Annotated in this window: 29 protein-coding genes and 1 riboswitch; of the genes, 11 read left to right on the plus strand and 18 right to left on the minus strand. The window is 63.4% G+C overall.

The genetic code is table 11. The features are described 5' to 3' along the window. Window positions 1-38 precede the first annotated feature (38 nt). From speB to AC0YKC_RS19040, 3 genes are all read right to left on the minus strand, one after another. Window positions 39-842, minus strand: a complete 804-nt coding sequence (gene speB, locus AC0YKC_RS19030; protein ID WP_488512142.1) for an agmatinase — start codon at window positions 840-842, stop codon at window positions 39-41. A 482-nt stretch (window positions 843-1,324) separates the two neighbouring features. Continuing rightward, a complete protein-coding gene (locus AC0YKC_RS19035) occupies window positions 1,325-3,430 on the minus strand; it encodes a molybdopterin oxidoreductase family protein (protein WP_488512143.1) in 2,106 nt (701 codons plus the stop codon). A 208-nt stretch (window positions 3,431-3,638) separates the two neighbouring features. Beyond that, window positions 3,639-5,516, minus strand: coding sequence for an ABC-F family ATP-binding cassette domain-containing protein (locus tag AC0YKC_RS19040; RefSeq protein ID WP_488512144.1), 1,878 nt, complete (start codon window positions 5,514-5,516; stop codon window positions 3,639-3,641). A gap of 136 nt (window positions 5,517-5,652) precedes the next feature. Between AC0YKC_RS19040 and AC0YKC_RS19045 the strand changes: the two genes are divergently transcribed. The 3 genes from AC0YKC_RS19045 (at window position 5,653) to AC0YKC_RS19055 (ending at window position 7,306) form a co-directional block, all read left to right on the plus strand. After that, a complete protein-coding gene (locus AC0YKC_RS19045) occupies window positions 5,653-5,889 on the plus strand; it encodes a hypothetical protein (RefSeq protein WP_434721973.1) in 237 nt (78 codons plus the stop codon). Window positions 5,890-6,103: 214 nt separating this feature from the next. Continuing rightward, window positions 6,104-6,814 (plus strand): lysozyme inhibitor LprI family protein, encoded by a 711-nt coding sequence (locus AC0YKC_RS19050; RefSeq protein ID WP_488512145.1) that lies wholly within the window; start codon window positions 6,104-6,106, stop codon window positions 6,812-6,814. Between the two features lie 297 nt (window positions 6,815-7,111). Next, window positions 7,112-7,306 (plus strand): hypothetical protein, encoded by a 195-nt coding sequence (locus tag AC0YKC_RS19055; RefSeq protein ID WP_488512146.1) that lies wholly within the window; start codon window positions 7,112-7,114, stop codon window positions 7,304-7,306. 97 nt (window positions 7,307-7,403) lie between these two features. Here the strand turns inward: AC0YKC_RS19055 and AC0YKC_RS19060 are convergent, their stop codons facing one another. From AC0YKC_RS19060 to AC0YKC_RS19080, 5 genes are all read right to left on the minus strand, one after another. Continuing rightward, on the minus strand, window positions 7,404-7,715 hold the full coding sequence (locus AC0YKC_RS19060; RefSeq protein ID WP_488512147.1) for a hypothetical protein: 312 nt from the start codon (window positions 7,713-7,715) through the stop codon (window positions 7,404-7,406). 6 nt (window positions 7,716-7,721) lie between these two features. Next, entirely contained in the window at window positions 7,722-8,162 is a 441-nt protein-coding gene (locus tag AC0YKC_RS19065; RefSeq protein ID WP_320296276.1) for a Ros/MucR family transcriptional regulator, read from the minus strand. 356 nt (window positions 8,163-8,518) lie between these two features. Beyond that, entirely contained in the window at window positions 8,519-8,731 is a 213-nt protein-coding gene (locus AC0YKC_RS19070; RefSeq protein WP_320296277.1) for a hypothetical protein, read from the minus strand. Beyond that, window positions 8,721-9,863, minus strand: a complete 1,143-nt coding sequence (locus AC0YKC_RS19075) for a DMT family transporter (RefSeq protein WP_488512148.1) — start codon at window positions 9,861-9,863, stop codon at window positions 8,721-8,723. The genes AC0YKC_RS19070 and AC0YKC_RS19075 overlap by 11 nt, the downstream gene beginning before the upstream one ends. Beyond that, window positions 9,863-10,696, minus strand: coding sequence for a hypothetical protein (locus tag AC0YKC_RS19080; RefSeq protein ID WP_488512149.1), 834 nt, complete (start codon window positions 10,694-10,696; stop codon window positions 9,863-9,865). The genes AC0YKC_RS19075 and AC0YKC_RS19080 overlap by 1 nt, the downstream gene beginning before the upstream one ends. A 112-nt stretch (window positions 10,697-10,808) precedes the next feature. On the opposite strand from AC0YKC_RS19080, the gene AC0YKC_RS19085 reads away from it, so the two are divergent. Further along, window positions 10,809-11,777, plus strand: coding sequence for a LysR substrate-binding domain-containing protein (locus AC0YKC_RS19085; RefSeq protein WP_320296280.1), 969 nt, complete (start codon window positions 10,809-10,811; stop codon window positions 11,775-11,777). A 260-nt stretch (window positions 11,778-12,037) separates the two neighbouring features. Here AC0YKC_RS19085 and AC0YKC_RS19090 read toward each other — a convergent pair whose 3' ends face one another. Beyond that, window positions 12,038-12,211, minus strand: coding sequence for a hypothetical protein (locus AC0YKC_RS19090; RefSeq protein ID WP_320296281.1), 174 nt, complete (start codon window positions 12,209-12,211; stop codon window positions 12,038-12,040). A 134-nt stretch (window positions 12,212-12,345) separates the two neighbouring features. Between AC0YKC_RS19090 and AC0YKC_RS19095 the strand changes: the two genes are divergently transcribed. The 3 genes from AC0YKC_RS19095 to AC0YKC_RS19105 all read left to right on the plus strand — a co-directional run bounded on the left by AC0YKC_RS19095 (window position 12,346) and on the right by AC0YKC_RS19105 (window position 15,146). Further along, complete coding sequence (locus AC0YKC_RS19095; protein ID WP_488512150.1) at window positions 12,346-12,513, plus strand: hypothetical protein; 168 nt, start codon at window positions 12,346-12,348, stop codon at window positions 12,511-12,513. A gap of 107 nt (window positions 12,514-12,620) precedes the next feature. Further along, window positions 12,621-14,702, plus strand: coding sequence for an ATP-dependent helicase (locus AC0YKC_RS19100; protein WP_488512151.1), 2,082 nt, complete (start codon window positions 12,621-12,623; stop codon window positions 14,700-14,702). Between the two features lie 141 nt (window positions 14,703-14,843). After that, on the plus strand, window positions 14,844-15,146 hold the full coding sequence (locus AC0YKC_RS19105) for a DUF982 domain-containing protein (RefSeq protein WP_488512152.1): 303 nt from the start codon (window positions 14,844-14,846) through the stop codon (window positions 15,144-15,146). A gap of 60 nt (window positions 15,147-15,206) precedes the next feature. Here the strand turns inward: AC0YKC_RS19105 and AC0YKC_RS19110 are convergent, their stop codons facing one another. Then, complete coding sequence (locus AC0YKC_RS19110) at window positions 15,207-16,022, minus strand: sterol desaturase family protein (RefSeq protein ID WP_488512153.1); 816 nt, start codon at window positions 16,020-16,022, stop codon at window positions 15,207-15,209. A gap of 181 nt (window positions 16,023-16,203) precedes the next feature. On the opposite strand from AC0YKC_RS19110, the gene AC0YKC_RS19115 reads away from it, so the two are divergent. Then, window positions 16,204-16,623 carry a hypothetical protein gene (locus tag AC0YKC_RS19115; RefSeq protein ID WP_488512154.1) on the plus strand — a complete coding sequence of 140 codons (420 nt, stop codon included), beginning with the start codon at window positions 16,204-16,206 and terminating at the stop codon, window positions 16,621-16,623. Window positions 16,624-16,803: 180 nt separating this feature from the next. On the opposite strand, the gene AC0YKC_RS19120 is transcribed toward AC0YKC_RS19115, so the two are convergent. The 3 genes from AC0YKC_RS19120 to AC0YKC_RS19130 form a co-directional block, all read right to left on the minus strand. Beyond that, on the minus strand, window positions 16,804-17,589 hold the full coding sequence (locus tag AC0YKC_RS19120; RefSeq protein ID WP_320296287.1) for a GGDEF domain-containing protein: 786 nt from the start codon (window positions 17,587-17,589) through the stop codon (window positions 16,804-16,806). A 499-nt stretch (window positions 17,590-18,088) separates the two neighbouring features. Next, window positions 18,089-18,679, minus strand: coding sequence for a hypothetical protein (locus AC0YKC_RS19125; RefSeq protein WP_488512155.1), 591 nt, complete (start codon window positions 18,677-18,679; stop codon window positions 18,089-18,091). A gap of 329 nt (window positions 18,680-19,008) precedes the next feature. Then, window positions 19,009-19,521 (minus strand): DinB family protein, encoded by a 513-nt coding sequence (locus tag AC0YKC_RS19130; protein WP_320296289.1) that lies wholly within the window; start codon window positions 19,519-19,521, stop codon window positions 19,009-19,011. 54 nt (window positions 19,522-19,575) lie between these two features. Between AC0YKC_RS19130 and AC0YKC_RS19135 the strand changes: the two genes are divergently transcribed. Together AC0YKC_RS19135 and AC0YKC_RS19140 are read left to right on the plus strand one after the other, a co-directional pair. Then, on the plus strand, window positions 19,576-20,268 hold the full coding sequence (locus tag AC0YKC_RS19135) for a glutathione S-transferase family protein (RefSeq protein ID WP_488512157.1): 693 nt from the start codon (window positions 19,576-19,578) through the stop codon (window positions 20,266-20,268). Window positions 20,269-20,289: 21 nt separating this feature from the next. Beyond that, a complete protein-coding gene (locus AC0YKC_RS19140) occupies window positions 20,290-20,586 on the plus strand; it encodes a DUF1905 domain-containing protein (protein ID WP_488512158.1) in 297 nt (98 codons plus the stop codon). A gap of 3 nt (window positions 20,587-20,589) precedes the next feature. On the opposite strand, the gene AC0YKC_RS19145 is transcribed toward AC0YKC_RS19140, so the two are convergent. Continuing rightward, window positions 20,590-20,823 (minus strand): hypothetical protein, encoded by a 234-nt coding sequence (locus AC0YKC_RS19145; RefSeq protein ID WP_434721955.1) that lies wholly within the window; start codon window positions 20,821-20,823, stop codon window positions 20,590-20,592. 177 nt (window positions 20,824-21,000) lie between these two features. Between AC0YKC_RS19145 and ndk the strand changes: the two genes are divergently transcribed. After that, window positions 21,001-21,423: a nucleoside-diphosphate kinase gene (ndk, locus tag AC0YKC_RS19150; RefSeq protein WP_041010781.1), complete on the plus strand. Its 423-nt coding sequence runs from the start codon at window positions 21,001-21,003 to the stop codon at window positions 21,421-21,423. A 294-nt stretch (window positions 21,424-21,717) separates the two neighbouring features. On the opposite strand, the gene AC0YKC_RS19155 is transcribed toward ndk, so the two are convergent. The 4 genes from AC0YKC_RS19155 to AC0YKC_RS19170 all read right to left on the minus strand — a co-directional run bounded on the left by AC0YKC_RS19155 (window position 21,718) and on the right by AC0YKC_RS19170 (window position 23,669). Beyond that, complete coding sequence (locus tag AC0YKC_RS19155) at window positions 21,718-22,062, minus strand: DUF190 domain-containing protein (RefSeq protein WP_320296294.1); 345 nt, start codon at window positions 22,060-22,062, stop codon at window positions 21,718-21,720. Window positions 22,063-22,177: 115 nt separating this feature from the next. Beyond that, on the minus strand, window positions 22,178-22,585 hold the full coding sequence (gene crcB / locus AC0YKC_RS19160) for a fluoride efflux transporter CrcB (protein ID WP_488512159.1): 408 nt from the start codon (window positions 22,583-22,585) through the stop codon (window positions 22,178-22,180). Window positions 22,586-22,603: 18 nt separating this feature from the next. Further along, window positions 22,604-23,017 carry a fluoride efflux transporter CrcB gene (gene crcB / locus AC0YKC_RS19165; RefSeq protein ID WP_488512160.1) on the minus strand — a complete coding sequence of 138 codons (414 nt, stop codon included), beginning with the start codon at window positions 23,015-23,017 and terminating at the stop codon, window positions 22,604-22,606. A gap of 97 nt (window positions 23,018-23,114) precedes the next feature. Then, window positions 23,115-23,177: riboswitch (Fluoride riboswitch) on the minus strand. Between the two features lie 36 nt (window positions 23,178-23,213). Further along, on the minus strand, window positions 23,214-23,669 hold the full coding sequence (locus tag AC0YKC_RS19170) for a MarR family winged helix-turn-helix transcriptional regulator (RefSeq protein WP_434721953.1): 456 nt from the start codon (window positions 23,667-23,669) through the stop codon (window positions 23,214-23,216). Between the last annotated feature and the right edge of the window lie 47 nt (window positions 23,670-23,716).

The following is a 23,716-nucleotide window of genomic DNA, read 5'->3' on the forward strand; positions in this document are numbered from 1 at the left end:
CTAGCACGCCGCCTTGGCAAAGTGATTCAGGCGTTGCTTCAGGCGGCGCCGTTGGTCTTCAGCATCATGCCGGCGATTTCCTTGACCAGCTTGGCGGCGACCAGCGCCGTCACGTTGGAGAGGTCTTGGCGCGGATTGTATTCTACGACGTCGGCCGCGACTATTCGTTGGTCTATTGCCTGGATCAGGCCGATGGCCTGACGGGTGGTGAAGCCGCCCGGCTCACGGTGAGAGACGCCGGGGGCGAAGGCCGGATCGAGAGCGTCGATGTCCATCGAGATATAGACGGGCGTCTGGAGGTCGAGTTGCAGACCTTCCCTGAAATGCCGCATCTCCACCACCTCGACGCCGAAGCGCTTGAACTGGTCGCGATGGTGATCGTTGACGGTGCGCAGGCCGATCTGGATCAGCCGGTCGGCCAGCTTCTCCTCCATGATGCGGGCAAAGGGCGACGTGTGCGAGCGCGGATTGTCGTCATAGGAATGATAGATATCCGGATGCGCGTCGATGTGGACGATGGTGAGGCTGGTATGGCGACGGCGCACCGCGCGCAGCACCGGCCAGGAGATCGCATGGTCGCCGCCGAGCGAGATCAGCGGGTGACCGGCGTCGAGCGCACGGCCGACCTCGGTTTCGATCCGCTGCCACGGGTCGCCGGGTTGGCTGAAATCGATGTCGCCGTGATCGATGAAGCGGCCTGTCAGGTCGAAGCCGGTTTCGGTCCAGGAACTGTAGGCGTCGCTGTGAAGCTCGCGTCGGATCAGCGGCGGCGCCTCGGCCGGGCCGCGCAGATAGGACGAATTCTCGTCATGCGGAATACCCAGAAGCGAGACCTTGGCCACGACATCCTCCCTCGTTGCCGAGACAAGGGACCTCCATAGACGCCGGAGCTGGCGGGCGCGACGAGAGGCGCTTGGGCCAGATCTCGGGCAAGCCTTTCCCGAATTCTGCAAGAAAAACGGCGCAGAGGCGACTGACTTCCGGAGCTTCTTAGCTGCTTTTTATGTCAACAGAGGCAGGCCCGGGGCAGTGCTGACCGTCGTAGATCGCGGCGGTCGCCGTTCTCTTACAGAGTATGATGGGATCCCGTTGAAGCGCTTGAGGGTTCTGGACGCTTTAGGCCGTATACGCCGAAAAACAAGGCAAATCGAAAAAACGAACTAAAGCGTGTCGCGCTGAAACGGATTCAGGCGACGCGCTTTAAGCTTTTGTTTTGATGCATGTCGTTGTCCCAGAACCGCTGCACACTTCTGGGCGACATGCATTAATGGGCAGGTTGCTTGAAACCTCGCCATCACCCTCCTGGAATTGCTTCAAGAACGCGTCACAGCGCCCTGAGCCACACCTTGTTGTCGTGGACGGCGGCGCCGCCATAGGGCGCCGGGGCATCGGCGCCGGTCAGCACGTTGATGCCCTCGCCGCGCTCATGCGCGCTGTTCGGCCAGATGCCTTCGGCAATCACCACCCCGCGCTTCACGCCGTCGAAGAATTTTGCGTGCAGCACCACGTCGCCGCGCCGGTTGCCGACCTCAACGCGGCCGCCATCCTCGATGCCGAGCACTGCTGCATCCTCGCGGTGGATGAGCAATTCCGGCCTGCCTTCCTTGGCCTTCGAGACCGGCGTCTCGGCAAAGCTGGAATTGAGGAAGTTGCGCGCCGGCGAGGTCGCCAGCCGGAACGGATGCTCCTCGTCCGCCACCTCGATCAGCTCGACATGGTCGGGGAATTCCGGCAGTCGCCCGACCGGGCCGAACAGGCCCATGCTTTTCGGCGGCCGGTTGGGCGCCGACTGCCCGGTCCAGTTGGGCCGGAAGTGGAATTTCCTGTCGGCATGGCCGAAGCCGTTGATGAAATGCGCATCGTCGAAATCGGGCTGCAGGTCGACCCACTTCTGTTCCTTCAGGCTGTCGAAGCTGCCGATCCCGCGCTTGCCGAGGATGATGTCGATATGCTCGCGCTCGGTCAGGCCGAAGCCCGGACGGTCGCCGACGCCCAGCCGCTTGCCCAGTTCCTCATTGACGTAGTGGTTGGTACGCGGCCCTTCCGGCGGCTCGATCAGCTTGGGGCCGAGCGTGATGTGCTGGTTGCCGCCGCCCTTGTAGATGTCGTCATGCTCTAAAAACATCGTCGCCGGCAGCACGACATCGGCGAGCTTGGCCGTATCGGTCATGAACTGCTCGTGCACGCAAGTGAACAGGTCCTCGCGCAGAAAACCCTGTTTCACCAGCCGCTGCTCGGGGGCGACATTCGCCGGATTGGTGTTCTGGATGAGCATCGCCGTCACCGGCGGGCCGCCATAGAGCGCGTCCGCCGCACCGGTCAGCACCGGGCCGATGCGCGAATGGTCGAGATAGCGCACCTTCGGGTCGCGCATCGCGGTGCCTTCGAGCACATCCTGGTTCAGCTTGAAGATGCCGGAATTGGAATGGAAGGCGCCGCCGCCCTCATACTGCCATGCGCCGGTGACGGCGGCGATGCAGGAGGCGGCGTGCATGTTGACGGAGCCGTTGCGCTGCCGCGCGAAGCCATAGCCAAGACGGAAGTAGGTTTTCTTCGTCGTGCCGACGATCTGCGCGAATGCCTCGATCTCGGCGATGCTTAAGCCCGTGATGGCGGCCGCCCATTCGGGCGTGCGGGTGCGCAGATGCTCTTCCAGCCCGCGCGGGTCGTCGGTGTATTTTTCGAGATAGGCGCGATCGGCGAGCCCATCGCGGAACAGCACATGCATGACGGCGCAGGCGAGCGCGCCGTCGGTGCCGGGCTTCAAGACCAGGCCGAGATCGGCCTGCTTCATGGTGGCGTTGTCATAGATGTCGATGACGACGATCTTGGCGCCGCGTTCCTTGCGTGCCCGCATCGCATGGGTCATGACGTTGACCTGCGTCACCACGGCGTTGGTGCCCCAGATCACCACGCAGTCGGCCTTGGCCATCTCGCGCGGGTCGGGCCCGCGCAAGGCGCCCGCCCCCATCATCCAGCCGGTCCAGGCCAGATTGGTGCAGATCGAGCCGAAGAAGCCCGAGTATTTTTTCGCGTGGCGCAGCCGCTCGATGCCGTCGCGCTGCACCAGCCCCATCGTGCCGGCGTAGAAATAGGGCCAGACCGTCTCCGAGCCGTGTTTCGCTTCGGCCGTGATGAACTTTTCCGCCACGAGGTCAAGGGCTGCTTCCCAGCTCGCTTCCTTCCAGCCGCCCTCCCCCTTGCCGCCCGCCCGCACCAGCGGCCTCAGCAGCCGGTCGGGGTGGTGGACGCGGTCGGCATAGCGCGCGACCTTGGCGCAGACGACGCCCGACGTGTAGCTGTTCGACTTGGCGCCATGGACGCGGCCGATGCGGTTGTCGTCGAGCAGCTCGACTTCGAGGGCGCAGGTGGAGGGGCAATCATGCGGACAGGCCGAATGGCCGATCCGGAGCTTGGCGTGCTGGTTCATGCGGGGTGTTTAGCGGGTTTTGGCGGAGAGGTGTAGGGCCAGAGACTCCTTCCCTTCTCCCCTTGTGGGAGAAGGTGGATCGGCGCGATCGCGCCGAGACGGATGAGGGGTGTTCCAGCGGAGTGAGACGCTGGCGTTTCCTGGATCACCCCTCATCCGGCCGCTTCGCGGCCACCTTCTCCCACAAGGGGAGAAGGGGAAGATCGCGCTACTCCGCGATCCCCTCTTCATACTCGGCCGACATGGTCAGCCACTTGTCCTCGTTTTGCGCGAGCGTCTGCGCCAGTTGCGAGCGCTCCTTGGCCAGCCGCGTCGCGGTCGAGGGATCCTTCTCGTAGACGGCCGGATTGGCGAGCTCGTCCTCGATCAGGTCAATGCGCTTGCGGATGCGGTCCATCAGCGCCTCGGTGGCGCGGATTTCCTTGGCCAAAGGCTCAAGTGCTGCGCGGCGTTGGGCCGCCTCTCGGCGGCGGTCGGCCTTGGACGCCTTGTCCGCCTCCTTCTGCTCGCGGCGGTTGGACGAGACGCCGGTGACCAGCGTCTTATAGTCCTCCAGGTCGCCGTCATAAGGATTGACCGCCCCGTCCTTGACGAGCCAGAGGCGGTCAGCAGTGGCTTCGAGCAGATGCCGATCGTGCGAGATCAGGATCACCGCGCCAGGGAAATCGTTCAGCGCATGGATCAGCGATTCACGGCTGTCGATGTCGAGATGGTTGGTCGGCTCGTCGAGGATGAAAAGGTTCGGCCCCTCAAAGGCCGACAGGCCCATCAAAAGCCGCGCCTTCTCGCCGCCGGACAGATCTTTCGCCGCCGTGTTCATCTTTTCGGTCGACAGGCCGAACTGGGCGACGCGGCCGCGCACCTTGGATTCCGGCGCGTCCGGCATCAGCCGGCGCACATGCTCGTAGGCGTTTTCCTCGGGGCGCAGATCGTCGAGTTGGTGCTGGGCGAAGATCGCCACCTTCAGGCCCGGCGCGACCGTCATCGAACCGGTCTCGGCCTTCAGCCGGCCGGCGAGCAGCTTGGCGAAGGTCGACTTGCCGTTGCCGTTGGCGCCGAGCAGCGCGATGCGGTCGTCTGCATCGATGCGCAGCGTCATCTTCTTCAGAATAGGGCTGCCCTCGGTATAGCCGACATTGACGCCGTTCAGCGCAACGATCGGCGAGGCCACCGTCTTCACCGGTTCCGGGAAAGAGAACGGGCGCACCATGTCGTTCACGATCGCCGCGATCGGCTTCAGCTTCTCCAGCGCCTTGATGCGCGACTGCGCTTGCCTGGCCTTGGAAGCCTTGGCGCGAAAACGCTCGACGAAGGACTCCATGTGCTTGCGTGCCAATTCCTGCTTGACGCGGCTCTTTTCCTGCAGTTCCCGCTGCTCGGTCAGCTGACGCTCGAATTGGTCGTAGCCGCCGCGCCAGAAAGTCAGCTTCTTCTGGTCGAGATGGACGATCGAGTTGACGGCGCGGTTGAGCAGGTCGCGATCGTGCGAGATCAGCAACACCGTGTGCGGATACTTCGAGACATAGTTCTCCAGCCAGAGCGTGCCTTCGAGGTCGAGATAGTTGGTCGGTTCGTCGAGCAGCAGAAGATCGGGCTCGGAGAAGAGCACGGCCGCCAGCGCCACGCGCATGCGCCAGCCGCCGGAGAAGGCCGAAGCCGGACGCTTCTGCGCGGCGTCGTCGAAGCCGAGGCCGGCGAGGATGGTGGCGGCGCGGGATTCGGCCGAATGCGCGTCGATATCGGCCAGCCGCGTGTGGATCTCGGCGATGCGGTGCGGATCGGTCGCGGTCTTTTCCTCTTCGAGCAAAGCCTGGCGCTCGACATCGGCTTTCAGCACGATCTCGATCAGCGGCTCCTCGGTGCCGGGCGCTTCCTGCGCCACCTGGCCGATGCGGGTGTTCTTCGGCAGGCTGATCGCGCCGGTCTCCGACGGGAAATCGCCGGTGATCGCCTTGAACAGCGTGGTCTTGCCGGTGCCGTTGCGGCCGACGAGGCCGGCCTTGGTGCCGGCCGGCAGGGTCAATGAGGCATGATCGAGAAGCAGCCGCCCCGCCATGCGCAGCGTAAGGTCGTTGATGATAAGCATAAGCGGGCTTTTGCACGGGAGATCGGCGCTTCGCAAGAGCCAGGCCCGATGAGGCCCTGCGCGCACGACCGCGGCCATCCGTCAAAAAAAGCCTGATAGGCTGGAACCAGTTGCCGGCCGAAGCGTTTGGAGGCCCGTGATCCGCTATCTCGCCCTAGCCTTCATCTTCTTCCAGGTCGCCACCACAACCGCGCTGGCGACGCAGGTGGTTCTGTTCGAGGACGAAACCGCTCATGTTGCCCTCCCCACTGAATCCGAGAGCGTGCCGCAGGCCCAACTAACTTCCCCCCAATCGGGACAGATAGCGAGCCGGCCAGAGACGCGGGAGCCGGAACATCTGTTGATCCAAATCTATTCAGGAAAAGCATCTTAGGCTTCGCCTATGAATCACTGAGCCCCCGGGCGCGACGGCGCGTCCGCTACCCTGCCGGGCATCTCCCTCACAAAGGGGAAATTGTTCGCTCCTCGCTTTCGCCGATCAAGGTCACCCTTTGCTTGCCACGTCACAGGTTTGGCGTTGATCGCCGCTATTGCCTCAACCTAGGCTGGCGAGCGGCAGGGCCGATTCAAAACACAGGGTAGATCGAATGTCGGGTAAGACCTCGTTCCTATCGACCTTGCTGGCGGTCGCGATTTTCGCAGTCTCCGCCGGGATAGCCATTCTTCTCACCACCCCTGCGGCCCGTGCGGCCATCGACTGCGCGGCAGCGAAGACGCAGGCCGACCTTGCTACCTGCACGGCCGGGAATGCCGCTTCGGCCGACGCTGGGCTCAACGCCGTCTACAAGGCGCTGGCAGGACGGCTCGCTCCCGCCGACCTCGAGCGCCTGCGCGACGCGCAACGCGCCTGGATCCCGTTCCGCGACAAGGAGTGCGCCTTCCGCACCCAGCCCTATGCCGGCGGCTCGGTGTATTCGACCCTCGTCGCGACCTGCAAGACGGAGTTGACCAAGGCGCGGCTGGCGCAGTTGCAGCACCAGTTGCAGTGTCCGCAAGGCGACCTCTCCTGCGTGCGGCAAAGCGGCGGCAGTGCCGCCCCTGCGAAGGCCGCGCCCGCCAAGGTCGCGCCTGCGGCCCTTGCCCAGGCAAGCCAAAATGACACGCGGCCATGCGTGCAATCCGCCGGCAAGGCGAAGTCGGACCAGTATGTCTCGCAATGCGTCCAGGTGTCGCCGGCAACCAATCCGGCCTGCAACGGGCAGAATGCCTGCAGCATGATGATCGACGAGATCAAGCGCGGCTGCGCCATGATCGGCAACGACAACCCGCCGGCCTTCTGCACCGCCTATAAAGGCTGAACGGCTCTGACCGCCCGTCGCCAACCTGTTGCGATCAACATTTCCTGGCGGAAGATCAACCCGGGGCGGCAAGACAACCGCAAGTCGCGCTTTGGTGCAATATTGACGTGGCAAGTGGCGATGCCACCAAAAAAGGACGGCAAAATCTTCCTGACCAAGCACGATGCTTATCAAAATTGATTTCAGTTTTATCGCAAACCTGCAAACCTGTAGATGCGCCGTGAGTCGCGAGTAGGCGCCAACGATAACTTGGTTCACGTAACTTGGCCCAAATAGCTGGCCTGTCAGGAGCTCACGATGGATGGAGCGCCCAGCGACTCAAGAACATTGAGATATATCGCGGAAATCACGCGCAAGCTGGCAAAAATGCTCTCGCGCACGCGCTACCAGATGCTTGTCTATCTTCTTGAAATGACAGCTGTCGAGGCGGAGAGCCTTGCCGGCGAGCCAGATTCCAAGCGCACCCTGCCGGTCAAGCCGCCCCGCCGCTAGTGCGTTTCACCGTTTCATGGAAACGGCGAAACGCCCTATCTCCTTGTTTTGACGCAATTCCGGACGGAAAACCGCTCACACTTTTCCTGGAATTGCTCTAATCTAACAGCTCGCGCGCGGCTGACCCTTTAGCTGCAAGGCGATCCAGAATGACCAGGCAGTTCAGCCTGCGCGTCTCGATGGCCGACGGGTTGTCGCATTCGACGATGGTGCGCTCGAACCGGTCTAGCGCGTCGAGCGCGGCAAGTATTTCGCCGGAGGGCTCTCCCAGCGAAAACAGGATGCGCCGCGCCTTGACGCCGTCAGCCGCATCCACCGAGGACTGGACGGCTACCCCGCGGCGCAAAGCGCCGAGGGCAGCCAGATGGTCGCGCCATGGCCATGGCGCGACGTCATCCGTTGCGGGCAACACGCCTCAGGCCTTGGCCTTGCGCTTGCCCTTGCCTGCGTCGCCGGCCGGCTTGCGACCGAGGCCGGACGATTTGGCCAACGCCGAGCGTGTCGCCGAATAGCTGGGCGCCACCATCGGATAGTCGGCGGGCAGGCCCCATTTCGCGCGGTATTCGTCCGGCGTCAGGCCGTGATCGGTTGCGAGGTGGCGCTTCAACGACTTGAACTTCTTCCCATCCTCCAGGCACACGATGTGGTCGGGGAAAACCGAGCGCTTCGGGTTGACGGCGGGGGTCAGCGCCACCGCTTCCTTGACAACGCTGCCGCCGGCGAGCTTGCGCACCGCGGCGCTGACGCTGGCGATCAGATCGGGCAGGCCGGAGGCGGGGAGCGGATTGTTGCCGACATAGGCCGAGACAATGTCGGCGGTCAGTTCGATTGCAGTCTTGTCGTCGATGTTGGACAATTTTTTCACCTTCTGCTGGCCCTCAAATCGCCAGCTCTTTTTTAAGACTTTCGTCGGTGTATCGAATTGGACAAATGTCCCCCAACGGACCGTCCAGAGTCAGTAAAGCTACGACACTCAATACCGGGTGATGTTTCTACGCGGACTGGAAACGCGCAAGTTAGGAATTCTAATAGCTATAGCCAACATTCTATAGCACCGGCGGTCCGCCTGGATGCGTAAAATGCGCTATAGCACTTCGATTTGCGATGGAAGTTGCTGAAAAATCGAAGTTCAGGCCAAGTTCCAGCACGGCAACGATAATCCGCCAGCCGGATAGTCGACCATGCGCGATTCGGAGGCCCCATGGCAAATCGCTATCTGGCGCTGACACCGCGCCTGAGCTCGACGGGCGGCTCGTCCGCGAGTATCTCCAGCACGCGCTTCCAGCGCGCGCAGCGACCGAAATCCTTCTGCTCGATGGCCTTTTCGGCCTTCATGGCCGCATAGAGCGGCGCCTCCGCGCCAAACTCCCTGACCAGCCAGTGCGCCTCCTGCCTGGCGCGGCGTTCATCCTCGTCAACGGTCATTTTGGACATCGTGCCTGGTCTCCGTACCTTCGATGCCGACCGCAAGGCAGCAGCCGATGACGAGGACGGCGCCGGCAACCGCCGTCATCGACAGGCTTTCGCCCGAGAGCGTCAGCAGAAACGTGGAAGCTATCGGCGTGAGATAAGCGACGACCGCTATCCTGCCGCCGTGGTCGAGCTTTGCCGCGCGCGACCAGAAATAGTAGCCGAGCCCCATCGGGCCGGCGCCGAGATAGAGGCCGAGCAGAAGGTGCGCGCCGCTTGGGCGTACGACGCCGTCATGCAAACACCAGGCAAAGGTGAGCGCGACGCCGATCAGCGCCGAGGGCAAAAGCAGCCGCTCGGGCGACACGGCAAGGCGGCCGACGGCGAGAGAGTAGAAGGCCATGCAGAGCGCCGAACCGAAAGCGGCGAGGTAGCCGACGAGGCTGCCTTCGAACCAGCTCTGCGCGCGGCCGCCGGAAATCACCAGCACAACGCCGACGAAGCCCAGCGCCGCCGCCAGCCCGAGCAACAGCGGCCGACGCGGACGGCCAAGCACGATAACCGCCGCAGCGGTCATCAGCGGCCAAGTGTAGGCGACAAGGTTGGCCTCGATAACCGGCATCGAGGCGAAACCGATATATTGCAGGACCATCGTGCCAACCAGGCCGATGAAGCCAACGGCGTAGGCGGCAAGCGCGGATCTCCCCTTGTCCCCTTCTGGGGTTCGAAGGACGGGGCGAGCCGTGGGTCTCGCCCCCGGGCTGTGGCCTCGTGAAGCGAGGTCGGATGAAGGGTGTTCCAGGGAACGCCAACGTCTCACTTCGCTGGAGCATCCCTCATCGGTCTCGGCGCTACGCGCCGATCCACCTTCCCCCGCAAGGGGGGAAGGAGAAGCGCTCGTCAGCCGGATCAGCGCGAAGACCAGCGCCGCGCCGCAAAATTGCAGGAACTGCACTTGCGACACCGGATAGGCGGCAAGCAGTGTCTTGCCGACCAGGGCGTTGGTAGCCCACAGCGCCACGGCGCCGAGGGCGAAGGCAAGCGCCGCCCCGAGGGCGGCGCCGGAACGGCCTTGGCTTTCCGGCACGACGGGGCCGAGGCGCAGCGACACTGAAGGCGGCTGACGCTCGACCGGTTCGTGGCTCATTACCACGACTCCCTCGCCCCGCCGGTAACCGTTTCCGCCGTCGGCTGCGGCACGGGATGCTCCTCGGCATAGCGGCGGTAGGCGGGCAACTGGTTCGTCCAGACATCCTCGGCCAGCTCGTTCACCCAGGCACGGTCATGGTCGTTGTCGGCGGCAAGGTAGAACATGCGGTTGTCGTCGACATAGGGCTTGGTCGCCGAGCGCTGGTTGAGCACCAGCGTAACGCGCTCGCCGAGCTGGATCGGCGCGGTGCGATGGAGCACGCCGAGGAACTGGCCGAGCGTGGCGTAGTTCATCTTGTGGTCGATGCGCATGATCTTGTTGCGCGGCAGGTCGCGGCCGGATTCCAGGATCGAGCGGCCGGTCTCGGAATCGTCGCAATAGATTTCAAGGTGACCGCCGATGAGCGGGTCGCTGATCGACAGCGGAATGAGCTCCGTCACCGGAACGCCATCGCAATGCCATTCGACCGCGCCGTCTTTGGGATTCATGAAGGTGACGGTCGAGCCGACGATCGACAGCGGATACGGCTCGAGCTTGGTGCCCATCATGTCGGACAGCCTTTCCAGACGCAGCTTGTCGTGCAAAAGCTCCTTGATCTCCGGAATGTAGCGGTCGGCGCCGGTGATGAAGGTGAGGTCGAGGTGCTTGTGCACGGCATGGCTGGCCTTCAGCTTCAGGGCGGCTTCCTCGATGGCGGCAAGCAGAGCGGGGTCGTAACCGTGACGATACTGGGCGACGCCGAAACCCGACACTTTCCAGGAGGTCTCATGACCAATGATCGCCTCGCGGCTCATTGCGCAACGCAGTTCGGGAATTGTATGGGCGTTCATTCTACTTTCTCCAAGGTGGGGGCAACACTTGGTTAGCAGTCATTTAAACGCCTACCCCTGTAAATTTAGGAATGCTGATGGTAGCGTAAGCGCAGCTTAAGGTCGAAAGCCCGTGCGTCTGCTCAGTCAGGTCAACCTCAACTCGCTGAAAATCGTGGAGAGCGCCGCGAGGCACAGGAATTTCACGCGCGCCGGTGAAGAGCAATTCATCACCGCTTCCGCCGTCAGCCAGCGCGTGAAGAGCCTGGAGGATCAGTTGCGCTTCAAGATATTCGAGCGCGGCGGCAATGCAGTGTCGCTGACGCCGGAGGGCGAGACCTATGTGGCGCGCGTGCGCGAGGCGCTGGAGCGGATCGTGGCGGCCAGCATGGAGGCCACCGGCCAGTCGCAGGCGCATGTGCTTCGGATCTGCGTGCTGCCGACTTTCGCGGCACGCTGGCTGTTTCCGCGGATGTCTTCCTTCCAGCGCCAGTATCCGGACATCGAGATGCGGGTGTCGACTTCCTATGCCACGCATGAATTCTCGACCTCGGAATACGATCTCGAGATCCGCTATGGCGATGGCAATTTCCCCGGCCTCACCGCCGAACTCCTGTTCAGGGAGGATTTGACGCCGGTGTGCAGCCGCAAATTGTTTCACGACGTGCTGGGCGACAAACCGCTGTCGAAGGTGACGCCGGAGGATCTGCGCTATTTCACGCTGCTTCACTCCGACACGTGCACGCAGAACTGGCAGTCTTGGCTGGGCTTTGCCGGCGCGAGCTTCGTGCTTGGCGAAACCAGGAGCGTCTATTTCGATTCCTGCATGATGTCCTACGAGGCGGCCAATGCGGGCATGGGCTTTGCCGTCGCGAACCGTGCCTACATGGCAAGCGACATCCGTGCCGAACGGCTGGTGGCGCCCTTCGCCGTCCACCACCCCAACACGGCCGGCTGGTATTTCGTCAGCCCCATCAAGGCGCTCGGCGCCCGCAAGGTGGAGCTGTTCAAGCAGTGGATCATGGCCGAGGCGGCGCTGACGCAGCGCCAGTTGGACCTGGAGATCGCCAACGCCCCGGTGCGGCGCTCGGCCATGGCGTGAGGGGTTACTCCTCCATCAACGCTGAACCGACGGACACCCACCGCAGCGGGGCTTTGCAGAATTTCAGGATTTTCCGGTGATTTCCCCGCAGTTGCGTAGCCGGCCAGCGCGATCGCACCATGACGCAAGGGCGAGACTCAGCTATCTTCTATTGTGCGGCGGGCCTGACTTTCCCGCTTGGCCGGCGCTATCGAGCTTCCTCCCAAGCAGCGCCGGCCTTCTTCGTTCAGCCCACGACAATCCACCAGACCTGTAAGTCGCTATTGCTGCTGCGGCGTGCCCGGCTGGTCGCCGCCGGAGGTCGATTTCGGCACCGGATTCTTGTCGACCTGCGGGTTCTGATCGGCGGGCGCCTTGGTGGGCGGTACGCTGTTGTCGCAGGCAGCGACCGCGAGCCCTGCCGCAAGAGCCAGCAGCGCAGGAAGCTTCATCATAACGACCTCCTCTCGTTCGCTCCTTGATTTCAAGATCTCAAAGGCAACGAAGCGGCTACAGTTTGGTTGCGTGGGGTGGGGAACCAACCGGCGTGAGTTCGGTTGAACCCACCGAACCGTACGAGGAGACGATCATGATACGCCTGCTGCTTACAGGTCTGTTCGCCTACACCGCCTATCGTGTCGCCGTGAGGATTATCGACGAGGTGCCCGGCGATGTGGCGCCGCTGGACATGCCGGGCGACGAGAGACGCAATTTGCGGCCCCAGTCGGCGGCGATGGGAGTGGAGCCGAGGCGGTAGTTTTAGCCGTGGGGAGGTCAGCTATCTCGCCGGCTTTCACCGATCACGCGCACTAGGGGCAAGATCAGCTGTATTGCGAACAAAGCGGAAACGATGCTTGATGGGCGATGAACATCGCCGCTCGTGATTCGTCCTTCGAAACGCCCGCCTATCTTGCCCGGCTGAACGACGAGCAGCGGCTGGCGGTGTTGCATGGCGACGGCAAGGTGACCACGCCGCTGCTGGTGATCGCCGGCGCAGGCTCCGGCAAGACCAACACGCTGGCGCATCGCGTCGCCCATCTCGTCGTCAAGGGCGCCGATCCGCGCCGCATCCTGCTGATGACCTTCTCACGCCGTGCCGCTGCCGAGATGGCCAGGCGCGTCGAGCGCATCGCCGGCGAGGTTCTGGGGCGCGACGCCGCAATCATCGCCGACGCGCTCGCCTGGGCCGGCACGTTCCACGGTATCGGCGCGCGACTCTTACGCGACTATGCAGAGCAGATCGGCCTCGATCCGGTCTTCACCATCCATGACCGCGAGGATTCCGCCGACCTGATAAACCTTGCCCGGCACGAGCTGGGCTTTTCCAAGACCGAAAGCCGCTTTCCCACGAAAGGCACATGCCTGCAGATCTATTCGCGGGCAGTGAATGCGCAGGCGCCGCTCGGCGAAGTGCTGGGCGCAGCCTTCCCATGGTGCGCGGCATGGGCGGACCAGCTGAAGGAGCTGTTCGCAGCCTATGTCGAGGCCAAGCAGGCGCAGAACGTGCTCGATTACGACGACCTCCTGCTCTACTGGGCGCAGATGGCGTCGGAACCGGAGATCGCCTCCCACCTCGGCAGCCGTTTCGACCACGTGCTGGTCGACGAATACCAGGACACCAACCGGCTGCAGGCCTCGATCCTTTTGGCGCTGAAGCCCGACGGCGCCGGCTTGACCGTCGTGGGCGACGACGCGCAGTCGATCTATTCCTTCCGCGCGGCGGAAGTGCGCAACATCCTCGATTTCCCGAAGCAGTTCGCGCAGGGCGCGGAGATCGTCATGCTGGAGCGCAATTACCGCTCGACCGAGACGATCCTGGCCGCCGCCAACAAGGTCATCGGCGAGGCCAGCGAGCGCTTCACCAAGAACCTGTGGACCGAGCGCCGGTCATCACACAAGCCGCAGCTCGTGAGTGTGCGCGACGAGGCCGAGCAGGCCAACTATGTCTGCCAGGCAATCCTGGCTGAGCGCGAGGCCGGCACGGCGCTGAAGGCGCAGGCGGTGCTGTTCCGCACCTCAAGCCACAGCGGACCGCTGGAGGTCGAGCTGACGCGCCGCAACATCCCCTTCGTCAAGTTCGGCGGCTTGAAATTCCTCGACGCCGCGCATGTGAAGGACATGCTGGCGATGCTGCGCTTCGCCGAGAACCCGCGCGACCGCGTCGCCGGTTTTCGCGTCCTGCAGCTCATGCCGGGGATCGGCCCATCCGCCGCCTCGCAGATCGTGGACGCGATGGCGACGTCGCTGGACGAGACGCTGGGCCTTGCTCGCTTCCGCCCGCCGCAACGCACCGCGGAAGCCTGGCCGGTGTTCCTCGACATCTATAGCGGGCTGCGCGCCGGCGCCAAATGGCCGGCCGACCTCGAGCGGATCAGGCTCTGGTACGAGCCGCATATGGAACGCATCCATGAGGACGCGATCACGCGCCGCGCCGACCTCATACAGCTCGAACAGATCGCGTCGACCTATCCGTCGCGCGAGCGCTTCCTGACCGAGCTGACGCTCGATCCGCCCGACGCCACCAGCGATCAGGCCGGCCCGCCGCATCGCGACGAGGATTACCTCATCCTGTCGACCATCCATTCGGCCAAGGGCCAGGAGTGGAAGAACGTCTTCGTGCTCAACACCGTCGACGGTTGCATCCCGGCCGATCTCGGCGTCGGCACCAAGGAGGATATCGAGGAGGAGCGACGCCTGCTCTACGTGGCGATGACCAGGGCCAAGGACAGCCTGCATCTCGTCGTGCCGCAGCGTTTTTATCCGCACAACCAGCCGGCGCGCGGCGACCGCCATGTCTATGCCTCGCGCACCCGCTTCATCCCGGCCTCGATGCTTTCGGCCTTCGAGCAGTCGTCCTGGGCGAGCACCGCGCTCAAGGACGACCCGCGCCAGAAGCCGGGCGTCAAGGTCGATCTCGGCGCCCGCATGCGCGGGATGTGGAAATAGCCGCCTGCCCGGCGGATCAAGTCCAATACGGAAAAATCGGCACGCGCGGAACCTGTCGCCGCAAGCCGCGTTGTGGGGCGTCCCTCCCCTAGACCGGAGGCGGCAGCTCCGCCGCTTCCACTGCCAATAGACGAGGTCCGAATGTACGACAGGACGTTCTTCACACCGGTCGCACTGAGCGTCGGCGCCGGCCACAAGCGCATGATCGCCTCGCTGTTCGACATGCATGACTTCCTGATCGAGTTTCCGCCGTCGCGCCGCCGCCTCAGCTACGGCGCCGCGGTGAAGGCCTGCGAGGCCGCGCGCGATGGGGAAATCTCGGTCGAGGCCGCGCGCGATGCGCTGATCACCTTCGCGGTGACGGCCGGCGTGCTTTGGCCCTCGGAGCTGCCGGTCGTCTCGGTCAAGCCGGTGGCGCGCGGATATGGCGGCTTCGCCGCCTGAATTTTACGGCAAAGGACGACCCTCCCGGAAAGGCCCGCCCTGGCGGGCTTTTCCGTGCCGTCAGTCCGGCTTGGCGGCGGCGGGCGCGGCCTCGACGATCGGCGCGGCCGGTTCGGTCGTGGCGACGAAGGGATAGACGAGCTGCTGGTGGTAGAGTTGCGGCACCGGCTCGTCGACACCGTATTTTTCCGGCATTCGTTGCGGCATGAACAAGGTGCCCCCGATCAGGTCGAGAACGGGCAACTGTCCGGCGAAATTCTTGTCATGGGCCTGGCGTTCGTTGGCATGGTGCCAGTGATGGAACTGCGGTGAGGCAATCAGCCATTTCAGCGGCCCGAACTTGATGCGGGTGTTGGAATGGATGAACACCGACTGCCAGTGATAGATCAGCACGTAGATGAGAACCGCTTCGCCGGAAAAACCCAGCGTGAACAGCGGCAGGAACGAAGCCGACTTGGTCAGGATCTGGTCCACCGGGTGCACGCGGTGCGCGGCCAGCCAGTCCATCTCCTCGATCGAGTGGTGGATGGCGTGAAATCGCCACAGGAACGGCACCGCATGGAAAGCGCGATGGGCAAGGTAGAAGCCGATATCGGCGATGAGCAGAGCCTCGATCGCCTGCAGCCATAAAGGCTGCGACTGGATGGCGGCGGTGAGCGCTTCGGGAACGAAACGCTCCGCCAGGAGCATCTCCGCGCCGACCACCAGCAACATGCCGAGCTTGATGACGATGCCGTTGAAGAGCAGGTAGACAACGTCGTTCAGCCAATGCCGGCGCGTCGCCGATTGCTCGGCATGCAGCGGCAGGAGCTGCTCGAGCGGGATGAAGATGAGGGCGATGACGAGCACCGCCTTGAAGTCGATAAGATCGAACACGGTCGCTCGCGGATCGGCTGAGGTCAGCCACCGACACTAGCCGTCAAAGGATGAACGGACCGTTGACGGCAGGCATGCGCGGCGCCGCGACATCCCGTGAAACTTTTCGACCGCTGCGTGAAACACCGCACGGACCGTTCGCGTTCCCCATGTCAGTGCGGACGCGCGGCAAGGAGGCTGGATGTTTCTCGATCGCGAGCGTTTCAAGCCGGCAGCCGAAATGCGGCTCAGCCGGGACAGATCGCCGATCCGCGTGACGATAACCGACCCCAAGGTGTGCGAACTCGGCGAGGCCGTCTATGCCTGGATCACCACAGGGGGCAAGCCGGTCAGGATCGGCACCTGCGGTGCCTCGGCGGGCAAGCGCCTGCTTTCCTATCCCGGCTATATCAACCGCAGCCTGGCCGGTCGTGGTGGCGCGACGCCCAAATGGGAAGCGCTGAAGTGGCTGAACGTGCTCACCGAACACGGCATGCTGACCGCGGTGGTGCATCGGCCGGAACCGACCCCGACCGCGGCGGGCCTGATCAGGCCCTATCTCGATGTCGAGCGCCAGTTGATCCGCCAGCACAGGCCGCTGCTCAACCGCAGCCACCGTTGACCCTGGCTTCCAAGGCCGGGAGGACGGCTACGGCGAAGTCGCCGAGCCTAAGCGGATCACACCTTTCCTGGAATTGATTAATGCATGTCGCGCAAAAGTGACCTCGGTTTTGCGGCAACGACATGCATCAAAAAAATGACCTAAAGCGCGTCGCCTGAATCCGTTTCAGGGCGACGCGCTTTAGTGGACCGTGCCAGCGGCGTCGCCCGCCGGTCCGCCGCGCGGGCTCTCGAAGCTCACCTGGTCGCGGCCATTCGACTTGGCCCTGTAGAGATGGCGGTCGGCGACCTGGAACATGTCATGGTAGGTGGTCGGGCCGCTGAAGGCGGTGCCGCCGATGCTCACGGAAAGCGGCCAGGGCCGCCCGCCGGGTGCAAACTCGGCCTCGCGGATGCGGCGCCTGATGGATTCGGCGACCAGAAAGGAGCGCGCGGCGTCGGCGCCGGGCAGGAAGACCGCGAATTCCTCGCCGCCGATGCGTCCGACAATGTCGGCGCCGTGCAGTTGCCCCTTGATCGTCGCGGCGATCAACCTGAGCGCCTGGTCGCCGCAATCGTGACCGAGGCGGTCATTGATCGACTTGAAGTGATCGGCATCGACGATCAGCAGCGCGCCGGCATCGGCGACCGTCTGGCCGCGCGCCCGATCGAGATAGGCCTCGACCAGCATCGAGAAGGCGCCGCGGTTGAAGACCGCCGTCAGGCTGTCGGTCGCGGCAATGATGCTGAGTTCCTTCTGCGTGATGGCAAGCTGGCGCATCTTCCACATCAGGAAGAACAGGAAGGAGCCGCCAAGGATGAGCGGCAGGAACAGGTCCGTGAGTTGCGCCCACAGCAGCGCCTGCGGCGACAGCGAGGGGAAATTGAAGGAATCGACGAAGAAGGCGGCGGCAATGAAAAAGGCGGTGCCGGCGGCGGTGACCACCACGACCCTGCCCCAACTTGTCGGGGACAAATCGATGCGCATGCCGTTGCTCCCGTTACGTCGGGCCATCATGCCGCGAGGAAGGCAAACGAACTGCTAATACACGCGCCGCCCTGCGAACTTGGTTAATTCTCAGCCAGCGGCGCTAGAGCGTTTCACCGTTTCACGGAAACGGCGAACCGCTCTATCTCCTTGTTTTAACGCAATTCCGACGGAAGCGACACCGAAGTCGCCGAGCCTAACCGCTCACACTTTTCCTGGACTTGCTCTAGGCCGGGCGGCCACGCCGATCGGGCAACGCCGCCAACACAAAACCAGAAAGCCCACCACGGATGTGGCGGGCTTTCCGACTGGCCGGAGGTTCTCGTCAGCGTGTCGTCAGCCGCGACCGGCGACACGGTAGGAGAGTGCCGTAGAGCCTCACGGCCTTGTTGGACACTCCCGGCTGAGCCGTTACCTGCACTGCCTCGCGGCGTCAGGAACAGCATGGCACTCTGACCTGGCGCATGATCCTGCCGAAACCTCGGCTGGGATCATGCATTCAGCGACGCGCGATCATCAGGCAAAGCGCCCTCAGATCGGAGTCGTAAGTCCCTACGCTGGACAGCACATCGGCACAGCGCTTCTTCATGCGCGTAAGCTGAGCGCTCGACATCTGTGCGATGGCACGTTGTTGACCGATGGTGGCTGGTGTGCCGGGGGTACCCGGAACTCCCGCTATCCCTGGCGTGCCGATACCGACCCCCACACCGGCAGAAGCTCCAAGCGTGCCGATGCCGACATTGGCGCCGTTGGTGCCGACCGACGCGGTGGCTCCGGTGCCACTGGCGCCGCCGAGGGACACGGCCGCGTCCGCTGACTGGCCACCGCCAAGCGAAACGGCGGCGTTGGCGCCGCCGGTGCCGCCGGTGCCGCCGACGGAAGCCGTTGCACTGGTGCTGCTTCCACCAAATGAAGCGTCCGCATTGGCACCGCCTGCACCGCCCACATTGGCGCTGGCGCCGTTACCTCCGACGGACGCGCCGCCGAGGCCGCCGAGCCCGAGACTTGCAGCATTCGCTGGAACTGCCAAAATAACGATAATCGAGCCATAAGACAGAGCCCTAGCGATATTTCTGGCAATACTAGACATGACACTCTCCTCTTTGACTTCATTATTTGCTGCGCTGCATCGTGCCAAAACTAATGTTTCGCATGTGCTTGGCGCATAAATACCTACGCGCAAGATGGCACTCCGGTTTCGCGCCCGAATTTGCAAGAATAAGTTGTAGTTTTTGAAATATATACCGGAGATTTAAAAATATATGCTACTTTATTTAAATATTTAAAATTTGAGAGGAATGCTAAACCAGTGCAAAACCTCAATTGAAACTACAGCCGAACAGAGGGGCGACCGCGGGACTGTTCGACTTTCGCTAGGCACAGCGCCCGGTTGAAGACACCCCTTCTGCCTGGGTACCTTCACGCGTAGGCGCGACCTTCCTCGGAGCGCTGGAACAGCGCCAGGTCAAGCGACACCGAGGGCCGGCCAAGCACTGTGAGCACCATGTGCGCCTGGCCGCGATGGTGGGTCTGGTGGTTGAAGAAATGGCTGAGCGCCGGGGAAAGGCGCTGCGAGACGGTGCGCATGTCGGAGAGCGTCATGTAGGAGAAGCGGCCGGCGAGCGCCTTCTCACTCATGCCACCGACCCAGTCGATGATCCGCTTGTCCTCGGCCTCGCGCGCGCTGTGCAAAGGTGGCAACGCCTTGTAGAGAATGGCGTCAAGGGACGATGGTGCGTGCCCCTCACCAGTGAAACGCTTCATCCAGATGCGATCGGCGGTCAGGATATGGTTGAGCGTTCCCATCATCGAGCCGAAGAAGGCGCCGGTGTCGCGGTTGAATTCCTCGTCGCCGAGGTCGGCAGCGGCATCGTAGATGCGACCGTTGGCCCATTGATTGTAGGCCGCAAACATCATGAAATGCTGTTTCATTCTTACATCCGGCTCGCAACGAATCCCCGCTCTTCGTAACCCGCAGGAACCGCAATGACCATTCTGTTCTATGATCTCGTCGGCCATGACAGCCAACGCCCGTTCAGTCCGCATTGCTGGAAGACGAAGATGGCGCTGGCGCATAAGGGGCTCGCCGCCACCAAGGTGCCGACGCGCTTCCTCGAGGTGCCGAAAGTCGAGGGTGGCGCGTCCAAGACGGTGCCGGTGATCCGCGACGGCGAGCGTGTGGTGGCCGATTCCTTCGCCATCGCGCTTTACCTCGACGAGGCCTATCCGGATCGGCCGACGCTGTTTTCCGGCGAGGGCGGCAAGGCGATGGCGCGCTTCATCGAGCGATGGTCGCAGCTCACCATCCATCCTTACGTCGCGACGGTGGCGCTGACCGACCTGCATGACATGCAAGACGAGCCCAACGCCGCCTATTTCCGCGAAAGCCGCGAGCAGCGTTACGGCAAGCGGCTGGAAGACGTCGTGGCCAACCGGGATGCCGGGCTCTCGGGGTTTCGCGCCGCGCTGGAGCCGCTGCGCTCCACGCTCACCTATCAACCCTTCCTCGGCGGCGAGACGCCGCTGTTTGCCGACTACATCGTGTTCGGGGCGCTGCAATGGGGGCGCATCGCATCGCCTTTCCAGTTGCTCGACGACGACGACGGCGTCGCCCGCTGGTTCGAGCGCTGCCTCGACCTGCATGGCGGGATCGGCCGGCAGGTCGCGGCCGCGGCTTAAACACCCGAGCACCGAGCTGCCATGTTGCGCTACGAGGTGCAGGCCGAGATCTGGGTCTATCCCGGTAAGGGCGGCTGGCATTTCATGACGGTGCCGACGGACGTCGCGACGCGGATCAAGGCGGCGATGGTGGGATTGGCGCGCCCTTGGGGCTCGCTCGGTGTCACGGCGAGCATTGGCAAAACCAGGTGGCAAACATCGCTCTTCCCTGACAAGGCGTCCGGCAGCCTGCTGTTGCCGGTCAAGACCTCGGTGCGCCAGCGCGAAGGCCTCGGGGCCGGCGACGCGCCGACAGTGACCATCGAGATCGAGCTTTAGAGTCTACTTTGACGCGCCCTTATCACGCGCGTCGCCGTCCGGCGCATTGCTGACGGACAGTCTCACGCAGATCGGATCGCCCTGCTCCATGCGCACGCATTGCCATTCCGGGCCGAAGCCGAAATTCTGCTCTGCGCGGTGTGGGAAGAAAAGCAGGGCAAGGACAACAGCGGCTAAAAATACGGCCACGAAAAGAAGGCCAGCCATATCGCCGCGTGTGAGATAGGGCCAGTTCATCGCCTTAGGCTCCGCTGCCGCAACGCCCCGGACTTCCATGCGACGAGCGTTGGCAGCCGCCTAATTATCCCGCAAAGCGCTCGCCTTGACCAGAAGCCGCCTCCCCTTGGCAAGCCGCCGGGCGACTTGTATAGAGCCCGCCACTCCAATTTCCATTCCCAGAACAAGGACGACCCTATGGCGATCGAACGCACCTTCTCCATGATCAAGCCGGACGCGACTAGGCGCAACCTCACCGGCGCCATCACCAAGATGCTGGAAGACGCCGGCCTGCGCGTCGTCGCATCGCGCCGCGTGTGGATGAGCCGCCGCGAGGCCGAAGGTTTCTACGCCGTCCACAAGGATCGCCCGTTCTTCGGCGAGCTGGTGGAATTCATGTCGTCGGCCCCCACCATCGTGCAGGTGCTGGAAGGCGAGAACGCCATCGCCAAGAACCGCGAAGTGATGGGCGCAACCAACCCGGCCAATGCCGCCGAGGGCACCATCCGCAAGGTGCATGCGCTGTCGATCGGCGAGAACTCCGTGCACGGCTCGGACGCGCCGGAGACCGCCGCGCAGGAGATCAAGTACTGGTTCTCGGACACCGAGATCGTCGGCTGAGCTGAAGATAATTCCGGTTTCAAGATAAGAGGCGACCCGGCCCGGCCGGGTCGCCTCTTTGCTTTCGGGTGGACGATCAAACCTCATGCTTCTGAAAGCGGCGTTGCCTATCCGGACGATCTCGTCCTGTTGAAGCGTGTCTATGACCAGGTCTGCAAGGAGCGCGGAATCACCGTGGGAAGCCCGGCGGCATCGGACCTGGCGGCAGAGGCCATGAGACTGTTTTCCGCGGGTATCTTCGACGAAGCGACGATCGGCCGCCGTCTTCGCGCCGGCTGACCAGCACCGGCAGGGTCAGTCTCCGTCGCCGTAGCGGATGATCTCGACCTTCTCCCTGGTGATCAGGCAGCTCTTCGCCTTCGTCAGCGCCTTGATCTCGGGGATCAGCGCGTCGATCTTCTCGGGCGCGTCGACGATCTCGACGACAATCGGCAGATCCTGCGACAGGCGCAGGATCTTGGCGGTGTGGAGCACGCTGGAGCGGCCGAAGCCGAGCGGGCCTCTCAGCACGGTGGCGCCGGCCATGCCGGTCTCACGCGCCTTGATGACGATCGCCTCATGCAGCGGCTTGCCGTCAGCCGACCTGTCGTCCTCGCCGAAAAAGATCCTGAGCAGCGCGCATTGCGCGGGAAGTTCCATGTTTTCCTCCTAGATCAGGATGACGTTTCGTTGAATCGCCATCCTGGTCCTAACTCTCTGTTGGAGCATGATCTTCTCCGAAAACCGGTTCCCACTTTTCGGGATCATGCTCTGATCACCTGGCGACCGGCAAGCGGTTGAGCCTGGACGCCATGAGATAGCCCAGCCACGCGGCGGCGAGCGAAAGCCCGACCACACTGATGAGATAGGTCGCGGCCAGCGGCCAGTCGCCCTCGAACAGCAGGATGAAGGTATCGAGACTCATCGCCGAAAACGTGGTGAGGCCGCCGCAGAAGCCGGCCATGACGAAGATGCGCGCGGCCGGGCCGACCATCATGCGCCCGTCCGGCCCGGTCAGGGTGGCGAAGGCCATGATGATCCACGAGCCGACGACATTGACGAAAGCGGTCGACCAAAGCGCGTTCAGGCCGAGCAGCGAGACGATGACATAGCCCGACAGGAAGCGGGACAGCGAGCCGATCGCCGCGCCGCAGCCGACCGCCAGATAAAGCCGCATCGCCATTCGCCTGTCCGTCATCGTTCAGCCCGCCATGCCGGTGGCTGGCCCAGAAACCCAGACGATCGCCCAGAAGCCGAGGGCGACGAACAGCACGCAAAGCACCGACGAAGCGACGACGTTGAAGGCGGCGAGCCGGCCCTCGCCGTCAAGCGCGAGGTTGAGCGTCTGCAGGCAGAAGGACGACACGGTGGTGTAGCCGCCGAACAGGCCGACGACGATCAGGTCGCGCACAAGATCGCTGGCGAAGACGCCGCCCACCGCACGCGCCGCGCCGGCGAAGGCGCCGATGGCAAGGGCACCGGAAACATTGACCGCCAGCGTGCCCCAGGGAAAGGTCTCGCCGATACCGCGGCCGACCACGCCCGAGAGGAAGAAGCGGGAAATGCCGCCGAGGAACCCGCCGATCAGGACCAGGGCGCAAGCCGCAAGGGTCATCGCTTCAATGCCTTTCCAAACGCGATTCCAGACGGAATCACTTCACGAAATCAGGCATGATACGGGCGGGAAAAACAAATCCTGCCGCGCAAGGGCACGCCTGGCAGGAGTCATCAGCCCATAAGGGCGGTTTCGGGGGAACCCCATCCCCATTTTTACGGCAACCTAAGGGCTCGCTTCTGCAGGGTCAATCAGGTCAGCGAACCAGCGGCGTGTCCCAGAGGTCGCCGAGCAGCGCCTTCAGTTCACGGAAGCGCTTCGGTCCAAGCACCTCGGCCCATTCGCGTTCGATGTCGAGCAGGATGTCGGCCATCTTCTGGTAGGCGGCCCTGCCCCGGTCCGTGAAGCTGACGACGGTTCCGCCGGCGTCTCCAGGTGCCGCTCCGCGGGTGATGTAGCCCATTCCTTCCAGCGTCTTCAGCAACTGGTTCATGGCTTGTTTGCTCATTGCCGCACGCTCGGCAAGCGCGCTCGGCCGCATACCATCCGGTCCGGGATACTGGATCACCGCCATATGCGGCGGAGTCAGATCATCGAACCCGGACGCCCTAAGCTCGCGGATCAGCCTGCGGTGAATGGCCATCGCCGGCACGCGTAGCAACGCGCCGATCAAGGGAGGCTTCTTCAGCGGACTTTCATCAAGCGGCGGCATTGACACTCTAGTAAATTGAGTTTACTCATTTGGTAAATTACGTTTAC

This window comes from Mesorhizobium sp. CNPSo 4661, from assembly GCF_057784215.1.